Origin of the sequence: Aequorivita sp. CIP111184, assembly GCF_900489465.1 — a bacterium.
Taxonomy (GTDB): domain Bacteria; phylum Bacteroidota; class Bacteroidia; order Flavobacteriales; family Flavobacteriaceae; genus Aequorivita.
This window is the reverse complement of the sequence record NZ_UEFQ01000025.1, coordinates 1-10,969: the sequence shown is the minus strand read 5'-3', so window position 1 is coordinate 10,969 and position 10,969 is coordinate 1. Positions and strand designations below refer to the sequence as shown.

Below are 10,969 nucleotides of genomic sequence, written 5' to 3'. Positions count from 1 at the left end.
TATATCATTAGCATTAATTTAATTTATGTTAATTTTATTTAAAATGAATATAAATCCATAAATTTTTTAGAATTATGGGAGCATTAACCAATCTAAGATATTATTTGAAATTGTATTCGGAGTTCGCTATTCAGGATACTCTACCCTAAGATGATAAATATTATTCAATTTCTTTTTCAGTACCTTTTTTATCATCTCAATTTCTTTGAAAGTGATATTTGCATTTAAAAACTGTCCTTGTGCCATTTGATTATTGATAATTTTTTCAACAAATTCATCAATGATTGTTGATGAGGGTTCTTTTAAACTTTTACTCGCGGCCTCTACACTATCTGCCATCATTAAAATAGCAGTTTCTTTTGAGAAAGGAATAGGGCCAGGATAAATAAAATCTTCTTTGTTTGCCTCTCCTTGCTGTTCGCGTTCCTTTTTATAGAAATAATAAACTAAACTGGTTCCGTGGTGAGTGCGGATAAAATCAATCACTCTATCAGGAAGATTATTTTTCCGAGCTATTTCTATACCTTTTATTACGTGGTCAATAATTATTTGGGCACTTTCCTTTGGATCCAATTCATTGTGGGAATTTATTGAATTTGCCTGGTTTTCAGTAAACATTGTGGGATTCAACATTTTTCCAACATCGTGATATAGCGCGCCAACTCTTACCAACATACTATTGGCACCAATTTCGTTTGCGGAAGCTTCAGCCAAATTTGCAACATTTAAAGAATGGTGAAAAGTTCCTGGAGCCTTGTTTGATAGTTCTTTTAATAACTTTGAATTGGTATCGCTAAGCTCTAACAGCGAAACATCGGAAACTAATCCGAATATCTTTTCATAAAAATAAATCAACGGATGCGCAAAAAGGGTTGCAAGACCACAAAGAATGAAATATTGAAAATTTTGCCATTGCATCGTTTGGATATTTCCTTCCTGTATTACGAAGAAAGCGAAATAGCCAAGTATGTAAATTAAAGTTATCTGCCCAACTGATATGAAAAGATTGGCTCTTTTATATAATTCCGAAACAGTAAGAATGGTGACAATTCCAGCAATAAACTGAAGGAACATATATTCAAAACTGTTTGGAACAATAAAACCGAGTAAAAGAATTGTTAGAACGTGTACAAAAAGTCCAACACGTGGATCGAAAAAGGCTTTCAAAATAAGTGGCAAAATACATATTGGCACAATATAAACATAGTCTGCATGTACCTTCAAGACCACCGTGGTTAGAAAAACCATTAAAAAGATGTTGAAAAATATAAAAGTGACTTTTGTATTATTATTATAGATATAAGGCCTGTAATTTTTTAGAAAAAGAAAAAGCATTAAAAAGACTAATGATACCAGCATTGAATAGCCTACCAATAACCATAGGTAGTTATTTTTACTCCAAATTTGGCTTTGAAACTCAGCTTTTAGGGAATTTAGTATTTGGTATTTGTCTCCTTCCACTACTTCCCCTTTAGCTATAATTCGCCCCCCTTTCTCAATAATTCCACGGTTTGGACTTATCGCTTTTATTTCAGCATCAATAGCACCTTCGGTAAGTTTGGTATTCAGTTTTACATTGGGTTCAAAAACTTCGTTCAGCGCATTATAAAGGAGAACCTGAATATCTTCGGTTTTATTTTTTTCAACTGTTTCACGCACTCTTTTATTCAGTTCTTCTTTTTTAAAGAGTTGTGAATAGTTGCGCTCCCCTATTTCGTTACCTTTTTTTAAATAGATAAGCCTGTCTTCATCATAAGAGTGAATTTCATCAGTCACCCCATTTTCATAAGCTTCTTTAATTAAAGTCTCACCAAGATTCTGAACAGTTTTTTTGGGAGTTTTATAGAGGCTATCAACATATTTTATATCAAGATTGTTTTGAAAATTTTCTGAAACATCTTGTTTTACATCACTATTGTATTCAAAATATGGAATTGCATTCGCGCGTATTTCTTCTTTTTCCTTTTTTAGGGTTTCATCATCCTTTTTAATGGTAAAACTAAAAGGAGCATACAGGTTTTCATATTGCCAGGGTTTTCCTTTCTGGAAATTGTATTTGAACTGCCCACCTTTCGGTAAGAAATAAATAATTAAAAGCGTGGAAATTATGAAGAGAAAAACCTTATAAATAAAGGATTGGTTTTTTGCAAACAAAGAGAAAAGGTTCTTCATATAAATATAAGTTGAAGTAAAGGTATAAATAAGGATTGAGTTATCCCAAAACCAATACTTGCAAAGATTGATATTTTAGTTAGAAATCCGTAATTTCGCAGTCCTTCATTTATAAAATATAAAAACAGTAGCATGAACAATAAAGTAGTTATAGTATCCGCAGCAAGAACCCCTATAGGAAGTTTTATGGGCAGTTTATCATCATTAACAGCAACCCAGTTGGGTTCTGCAGCCATTAAAGGTGCGATGGAAAAAATAAACCTCGATCCCTCGTTGGTTCAGGAAGTTTATATGGGTAACGTGGTTCAAGCTGGAGTTGGCCAAGCGCCCGCCCGCCAGGCTTCAATGGGTGCAGGAATCCCTGATACTGTTCCTGCTACTACCGTAAATAAAGTTTGTGCTTCAGGTATGAAAGCTGTAATGTACGCAGCTCAAGCTATTGCCCTTGGCGATGCCGATGTAATCGTGGCCGGCGGTATGGAAAGTATGAGCAATATTCCACATTATGTACATATGCGAAGCGGAACCAAATTTGGCCCTGCTACCTTGATAGATGGTATGCAAAAAGATGGTTTGGTAGACGCTTATGATCACAACGCAATGGGAACTTGTGCAGATCTTTGTGCTACAGAATATAATTTCTCTCGCGAAGACCAAGATGCTTTCGCAATAAAATCTTATGAGCGCTCTGCAAAAGCTTGGGCTGACGGAAAATTTAATGAAGAAGTTGTTCCTGTTGAAGTGCCGCAACGCCGCGGAGAACCAGTTGTTGTTGCTGAAGACGAAGAGTTCAAAAATGTAAAAATGGACAGGATTTCTTCTTTGCGTCCAGCTTTTTCAAAAGATGGAACAGTAACAGCTGCCAACGCATCAACCATAAATGATGGCGCGGGCGCAATGGTTTTAATGAGCGAAGCAAAAGCAAAAGAATTGGGACTAACCCCATTAGCTTATATTAAAAGCTATGCCGATGCCGCACAGGAACCAAAATGGTTTACCACAGCTCCATCAAAAGCACTTCCTAAAGCAATTGCAAAAGCGGGAATTGATATTAAGAATGTAGATTATTTTGAATTTAATGAAGCATTTGCAGTTGTGGGTCTAGCAAATATGAAAATTTTAGGCTTGAACGATAGTAATGTAAATGTGAATGGCGGCGCAGTTTCTTTAGGTCATCCGTTAGGTTGTAGCGGTGTTCGTATTTTAATTACACTTTTGAATGTATTAAAACAAAACGACGCCAAAATTGGCGCAGCAGCAATTTGTAATGGCGGCGGCGGTGCATCTGCTATGGTAATTGAAAGAATCTAACCAAACCGTAATTATTTTCAATAAATTCTGAATGGATTACGGTATCTGTAATTTAAGCGTTGTCCCACTTCGAGCCGAAGCTTCCGATGTTAGCGAAATGGTTACGCAGCTACTTTATGGCGAACATTTTAAAATACTTGAAACTCGCAAAAAGTGGAGTCGTATCCGTCTGGCCTTTGATAGTTATGAAGGCTGGATTGACAATAAGCAATACATAACCATTGCTGAAGAAGATTATTCAGATTTTGAAAAGAAAGAATTAAGGCTTTCTTCAGATTTGGTTGATTTTGTAACTGCTCCAGCCAATCAACTTTTTTCTGTCTGTGTGGGAAGTAGTGTTTCTGCTTCAGAATATCTAAAACATCATTTTGAAGGAAAGTTTGTTTCAGATATTCTTCCTAAAGAGCATTTAATTGAAACCGCCATACTCTATTTAAATACTCCTTACTTGTGGGGCGGCAAAACTCCTTTCGGCATTGATTGCAGTGGTTTCACCCAAATGGTTTATAAGCTGAATGGTTATAAATTACTTCGCGATGCAAGCCAACAAGCTACGCAAGGTGAAGCATTAAGTTTTATAGAAGAAAGCGAGCCGGGGGATTTAGCTTTTTTTGATAATGATGAAGGAAAAATCACGCATGTGGGCATAATAATGAAAGACAACTACATAATTCACGCCCATGGAAAAGTGCGCATAGATAGACTAGACCATAGTGGAATTTTTAATTATGAAATGCGCAACCACACACATAAGCTGCGTGTTATTAAAAGAATAATATAAACGACAAAACCTCTGAAATTTCAGAGGTTTCGATTATTTATTGAGTCTGGATTTTATTTTATCCCTTAGCTTCCAAAGCTTCTAATTTGGTTTTAGCATCTTTGTATTTAGCATCTTCTCCAATCTGTCCATAAATATTCATTAAGTATTTAAGTACATTTTGATTAGAAGAATTAATCTTGTAAGCCTTTTCTAAATATGGCAACGCCTCCTTATATGAATTTAGACGATCATTTTTTAGCTCATCGTATCTTTTGTTATCTGCGGAAGAATTTCCTAAATTATTCATTTCCTCTACCAACTTATCTTCACCAGAAAGTTTTAAGGCCGCAATATTAATTAAAGCAGCTTCATATTCTGGATTTAGTTCTAATGCCTTAGTATAATAATCCATAGCCTTTTCTTTATTTCCAAGTTGATCATTACTGATGCCTAAATTGAAATAAATTTCAGGATTTTCGGGATCTGTAGCTACAATTTTTTCCATCAATTCATTATACCTAGCTATATCACCCATTTTGTAGCTCATATCTGCATCAGCTCTCATTAAGAATACATCGGTGGGGTTTTCCGCACGAGCTGTTTTCATAAGAGCCATCGCTTTTTCATTGTCTCCCCTTTCAATATAAATAAGGGTCATGTTTCTCAGAATTTCACCTTTTCTTGATTCGGTAACACGAACTTCCGGTTTAATGAATTCTCCTGTTTTCAAAGAAATGTTTCTAAGGTTTTCAGTTTCAAAAGCTTCAACTTCACCAGTTTCTTTATTTGTTGCCACATACTCTTTTGTGGCGCCGGTGTATCCTTTGTCCAAAAGCATTTGGTAATAATTTAGAGCCGTATCATAATCTTTACCGTTTACTGCATTTCCAGCAGCAAAATACAAATCAGATGTATCTTTTTTAGTAACCATATAACTTGTGTAAAGTTTTTCAGTCGCTAATTTGTACTGTTGCGCGTTTTGATCTTTAATAGCTCCATTGATTAATGCGGCTCTTAGTTTTTGAAGTTGCTCACCCAGATCAGACTCCATATTTGGGTCTAAGGTTAGGGCTTTACCAAAAGATTCGGCTGAGGCTTTTAATTTGGTAAAATCCGTTCCCCCGTTGCCATACAATGCTTGGCCTTTTACGGCATAAAATTGTGCTTTTGTATCATTGTCAGCACTGCCGAGCAATGATTCCGCTTCGTTTAAATAAGTTAAAGCTTCGCTGTATTCATTTGATTTTACAGCTTTTTCAGCTTTTTTTATTTCTTTTTTTTGCCCAAATGAAATAGCAGATACAAAAGCCAGTCCTGTTATTAAAATTCGTGTTTTCATGTGTTAAAGTTTATTCGTTATTTTCGGTTTGAGTTTCATTATTATCAAGAGTAGTGCCATCATTTTCTTCGTCAATTATCGCTAGATCATCTTCATCTTCGTCTTTCATTGCTTTTGCAACTGCGGCTATGGCATCATCTTCTCTTACTTTTATCAAGCGAACACCTTGTGTGGCACGGCCCATAACTCGAAGATTTGCAACAGCCATTCTAATAGCAATTCCAGATTTGTTGATAATCATTAAATCATCATCATCGGTTACATTCTTGATTGATACTAATTTACCTGTTTTCTCGGTAATATTAATAGTCTTTACGCCTTTTCCACCACGGTTGGTAATTCGGTAATCTTCAATGGATGAGCGTTTACCGTACCCATTTTCAGAAACAACAAGAATGTCCGAGTCATTTTTATCTACGGCGATCATTCCTATAACTTCGTCATTTTTATCCCCGAGTCTAATACCGCGAACCCCGGAAGCGTTTCGGCCCATAGATCTAGTTTTTTCCTCTTCAAAACGAATGGCTTTTCCAGATCTAACAGCTAACATAACTTGACTGTTTCCTGTTGTCAATTTAGCTTCAAGCAGCTCATCGTCCTCACGGATAGTGATAGCATTGATACCATTTGTTCTTGGTCTTGAATATTGTTCCAAAGGTGTTTTCTTAACCTGTCCTTTTTTGGTTGCCATAATTACATAATGACTATTTATGTAATCTTCATCCTTTAAATCTTGAGTACAGATGAAAGCTTTCACTTTATCATCCGGCTCTATATTTATAAGGTTTTGAATAGCTCTTCCTTTTGAAGTTCTTGTTCCTTCGGGAATTTCAAAAACACGCATCCAGAAACATTTTCCTTTTTGGGTGAAGAACAACATATATTGGTGATTGGTTCCAACGAATAAGTGTTCTAAGAAATCTTCATTTCGCGTGGCTGAAGCTTTTTGTCCCACCCCACCCCTATTTTGGGTTTTGTATTCTGAAAGCGAAGTACGTTTAATATAACCCGCGTGCGAGATGGTTAAAACCACTTGTTCGTCCGCAATCAAATCTGTAATACTTACGTCTCCCCCAGCATATTCAATAACTGAACGGCGTTCATCACCATATTTTGTGCGAATTTCCTCAAGTTCTTCGGTTATTATTTTCATTCTAAGATCTTTACTTGCAAGAATGTCTCTATAACCTTGAATTGTTTTCATCAATTCTTCATACTCGCTTCGCAGTTTATCTTGTTCAAGACCTGTTAACTGACGAAGGCGCATTTCAACAATAGCCTTAGCTTGTATTTCTGTAAGTTTGAAAGCTTCCATTAATCGCTCCCTTGCCTCATCGGCATTGGAAGATGCACGAATCAATCTAATTACTTCATCAATATTATCTGAAGCAATAATTAACCCTTCAAGAATATGTGCGCGTTCCTCAGCTTTACGAAGTAAATATTCGGTACGACGAACCACTACTTCGTGGCGGTGTTCCACAAAATAATGAATCAATTCTTTCAAATTCAACATCTGAGGCCTTCCCTTTACCAACGCAATATTATTCACGCTAAAACTGGACTGCAATGCTGTATATTTATATAAGGTATTTAAAACAATATTTGGTATAGCATCACGCTTTAAAATATAAACGATACGCATCCCATTTCTATCACTCTCGTCACGAATATTTGAAATGCCTTCAATTTTCTTATCATTAACCATATCAGCGGTCTTTTTAATCATCTCCGCTTTGTTAACTTGATATGGAATTTCAGTAACAATAATACATTCGCGTCCTTGCACTTCCTCAAAAGTCGCTTTGGCACGCATTACTACACGACCGCGACCTGTATGGAAAGCTTCACGAACACCTTCGTATCCGTAAATGGTTCCTCCCGTTGGAAAATCAGGAGCTTTAATGTGCTGCATTAAACCATCAATATCTATATCGTTATCTTCAATATAGGCGATCGTTCCATTTATAACTTCCGTGAGATTGTGTGGCGGCATATTGGTTGCCATACCTACTGCAATTCCACTTGCACCATTAATTAAAAGACCCGGAACACGTGTTGGTAGCACAGTTGGTTCTTTTAAAGTATCATCAAAGTTTAATTGGTGGTCAACAGTATCTTTATCAATATCAGCAAGCATATCTTCAGAAATCTTCTGCATTCTTGCTTCAGTATAACGCATTGCTGCAGGACTGTCGCCATCAACGGAACCGAAGTTACCTTGGCCATCTACCAACATATATCGCAGGCTCCATTCTTGAGCCATACGCACCATCGCGTCATAAACGGAAGTATCACCGTGTGGGTGATATTTACCGAGAACCTCTCCAACAATTCTAGCGGATTTTTTATGTGCGCCCGTTGCTCTAATACCTAGCTCGTGCATTCCAAATAAAACCCTTCTGTGTACGGGTTTCATTCCATCGCGAACATCTGGCAGTGCACGTGACACTATGACCGACATCGAATAATCGATGTAGGCAGATTTCATTTCATCTTCAATGTTTATAGGGATTAATTTCTCACCTTCAGCCATAAAAAAATAGGTTTATTTATCGTTGTTAATCTAATGGAGCAAGATACACTTTTTCGTAGGTTTAACAGGGGTTTTTACTAGGTGTTATTCACGAATTTATTAACAAATTTAGGGGTAGAAATCGTTAATAAGTATCCTAGAATATTCTTTGAATTACACTATATATTTTGTCCTTTTACTAAAATGATATCAAAGAGGAACAGTTTTTGTCCTATTTTGGTTAATTTAGTACCTAATTGAAGAGAGGATTTTAAAATATGGATGATAATTTTTCCCCACGAGTAAAAGATGTAATTGCTTATAGTAAAGAAGAAGCTTTGCGCCTAGGCCACGACTTTATTGGTACCGAGCATTTAATGCTTGGTCTTTTAAGAGATGGCAACGGCAAAGCGGTAACTATATTAAATGCACTTGCAATAGATTTAAACCACCTACGAAGAAAGGTAGAGATATTAAGCCCAGCCAATCCTGGAGTTATTACTACCAACGACAAAAAGAATTTACACCTAACACGTCAGGCTGAAAGAGCGTTAAAAACAACATTTCTTGAAGCTAAATTGTTTCAAAGCAATTCCATTAATACGGCCCATTTGCTTTTGTGTATTCTTCGTAATGAAAATGACCCTACTACAAAATTGTTAAACAAAATGAAGGTAGATTATGACGCTGTGAAAGATCAATTTAAACTTATGATTACAAATGATGACGATTATATAGACACCCCAAGTGCGGAATCATTTCCAAATGATGACGATACTTCGGCGGAAGATGCGAGTAAGGAAAATTTATTTTCCGGAACAACTGCAAAAACAAACAAAAAATCCAAAACTCCTGTTTTGGATAACTTTGGAAGAGATCTTACCGCTATGGCAGAAGATGGTAAATTGGATCCCGTTGTAGGTCGCGAAAGCGAAATTCAACGTGTTTCACAGATTTTAAGCCGAAGAAAGAAAAACAATCCATTGCTTATTGGTGAACCGGGTGTGGGTAAATCTGCCATTGCCGAAGGTTTGGCGCTACGAATTATTCAACGCAAAGTTTCACGTATTCTTTATGATAAAAGAGTTGTAACCTTGGATTTAGCTAGCCTAGTGGCTGGAACTAAATACCGTGGCCAGTTTGAGGAACGTATGAAAGCCGTAATGAACGAGCTTGAAAAGAATGACGATATTATTCTTTTTATTGATGAAATACATACTATTGTTGGCGCTGGTGGCGCTACAGGTTCTTTGGATGCATCAAATATGTTCAAGCCAGCGTTGGCTCGAGGCGAAATTCAATGTATTGGAGCAACCACATTGGACGAGTATCGTCAGTACATAGAAAAAGACGGTGCACTGGAGAGACGTTTCCAAAAAGTATTGGTTGAACCTACAACGGTTGAGGAAACTATTGAAATTTTGACAAACATCAAAGATAAGTACGAAGCACACCACAACGTAATTTATACAGATGAGGCCATAAAAGCTTGCGTAAAGCTTACCAACAGATATATGACCGAGCGCTTCCTTCCAGACAAAGCTATTGATGCTTTAGATGAAGCTGGCTCTCGTGTACACATTACAAATATTCACGTACCAGATAAAATTTTGGAAATTGAAAAACAGTTGGAAGAAGTTCGTGAACTTAAAAATACTGTTGTAAAGAAACAGAAATACGAAGAAGCTGCAAAACTACGGGATGATGAAAAAAATCTTGAAAAAGAACTCGCAGTCCAACAGGAAAAGTGGGAAGCAGATTCAAAACTTCACAAAGAAACTGTTTCTGAAGAAAATGTAGCAGAAGTTGTCTCAATGATGACAGGTGTACCTGTTAGTAGAATTGCACAAACCGAAAGTACTAAACTAGCGGCCCTACCCGATCGTATTAAAGGAAAAGTTGTAGGACAGGACGAGGCGGTTGCTAAAGTTGTAAAAGCCATTCAACGAAATCGCGCTGGATTAAAAGATCCTAACAAACCCATTGGTTCCTTCATATTTTTAGGACAGACCGGTGTGGGTAAAACGCAACTTGCAAAAGTTTTAGCACGTGAACTTTTTGACTCAGACAATGCTCTAATACGCATTGATATGAGCGAGTACATGGAAAAATTTGCCATTTCACGTTTGGTTGGTGCCCCTCCTGGTTATGTAGGTTATGAAGAAGGCGGGCAGTTAACTGAAAAAATTAGAAGAAAACCTTATGCGGTGGTTTTATTAGATGAAATTGAAAAAGCCCACCCAGATGTTTTCAATATGCTGTTACAGGTTTTGGATGACGGTTATTTAACAGATAGTCTTGGAAGAAAAATTGATTTTAGAAATACAATCATAATTATGACTTCCAATATTGGTGCTCGCCAGATAAAAGATTTTGGACAAGGCGTTGGTTTCGGTACTTCCGCAAAGAAAAGCCAAGAAGAATCGCACACTAAAAGTGTAATAGAAAATGCGTTAAAGAAAACGTTTGCTCCTGAATTCTTAAATCGTATTGACGATGTTATGGTTTTCAACCCACTTGAAAGAGAAGACATTCACAAAATCATTGATATTGAACTGGACAAGCTTTTTGCTAGAATTTCAGATTTGGGCTACGAATTGAAGCTTACTGAAAAAGCAAAAGATTATATTGCTGATAAAGGATTTGATAAACAATATGGTGCAAGACCATTGAACAGGGCTATTCAGAAATATATTGAAGATGCTTTGGCCGAAGAAATCATCAATAGCAGTTTGCAGGAAGGAGATGCAATAACAATGGATCTAGATGAAAAAACAAACGAACTTACAATAAAAATTAAAAAGCAGAAAAAACCGACTGAATCATAATTTTTGCTTTCTTAATTGTAAAATTTATCCCTAAGTTATTC

Annotated in this window: 6 protein-coding genes; 3 read left to right on the top strand and 3 right to left on the bottom strand. The window is 36.5% G+C overall.

Annotated elements, in window-relative coordinates; all coding sequences use genetic code 11:
* Positions 1–126: 126 nt before the first annotated feature.
* Positions 127–2,172: an HD family phosphohydrolase gene (locus AEQU1_RS11885; protein ID WP_111881436.1), complete on the bottom strand. Its 2,046-nt coding sequence runs from the start codon at positions 2,170–2,172 to the stop codon at positions 127–129.
* A 132-nt stretch (positions 2,173–2,304) separates the two neighbouring features.
* Between AEQU1_RS11885 and AEQU1_RS11880 the strand changes: the two genes are divergently transcribed.
* Both AEQU1_RS11880 and AEQU1_RS11875 read left to right on the top strand, forming a co-directional pair.
* Positions 2,305–3,483: an acetyl-CoA C-acyltransferase gene (locus AEQU1_RS11880; RefSeq protein WP_111881435.1), complete on the top strand. Its 1,179-nt coding sequence runs from the start codon at positions 2,305–2,307 to the stop codon at positions 3,481–3,483.
* Between the two features lie 31 nt (positions 3,484–3,514).
* A complete protein-coding gene (locus tag AEQU1_RS11875) occupies positions 3,515–4,264 on the top strand; it encodes a C40 family peptidase (RefSeq protein ID WP_111881433.1) in 750 nt (249 codons plus the stop codon).
* A gap of 58 nt (positions 4,265–4,322) precedes the next feature.
* Here the strand turns inward: AEQU1_RS11875 and AEQU1_RS11870 are convergent, their stop codons facing one another.
* Together AEQU1_RS11870 and gyrA are read right to left on the bottom strand one after the other, a co-directional pair.
* Positions 4,323–5,585 (bottom strand): tetratricopeptide repeat protein, encoded by a 1,263-nt coding sequence (locus AEQU1_RS11870; RefSeq protein ID WP_111881431.1) that lies wholly within the window; start codon positions 5,583–5,585, stop codon positions 4,323–4,325.
* A 10-nt stretch (positions 5,586–5,595) separates the two neighbouring features.
* Complete coding sequence (gyrA, locus tag AEQU1_RS11865) at positions 5,596–8,121, bottom strand: DNA gyrase subunit A (RefSeq protein WP_111881430.1); 2,526 nt, start codon at positions 8,119–8,121, stop codon at positions 5,596–5,598.
* Positions 8,122–8,378: 257 nt separating this feature from the next.
* Here gyrA and AEQU1_RS11860 point away from each other — a divergent pair, with 257 nt between their 5' ends.
* Entirely contained in the window at positions 8,379–10,928 is a 2,550-nt protein-coding gene (locus AEQU1_RS11860; RefSeq protein ID WP_111881428.1) for an ATP-dependent Clp protease ATP-binding subunit, read from the top strand.
* Positions 10,929–10,969 lie beyond the last annotated feature (41 nt).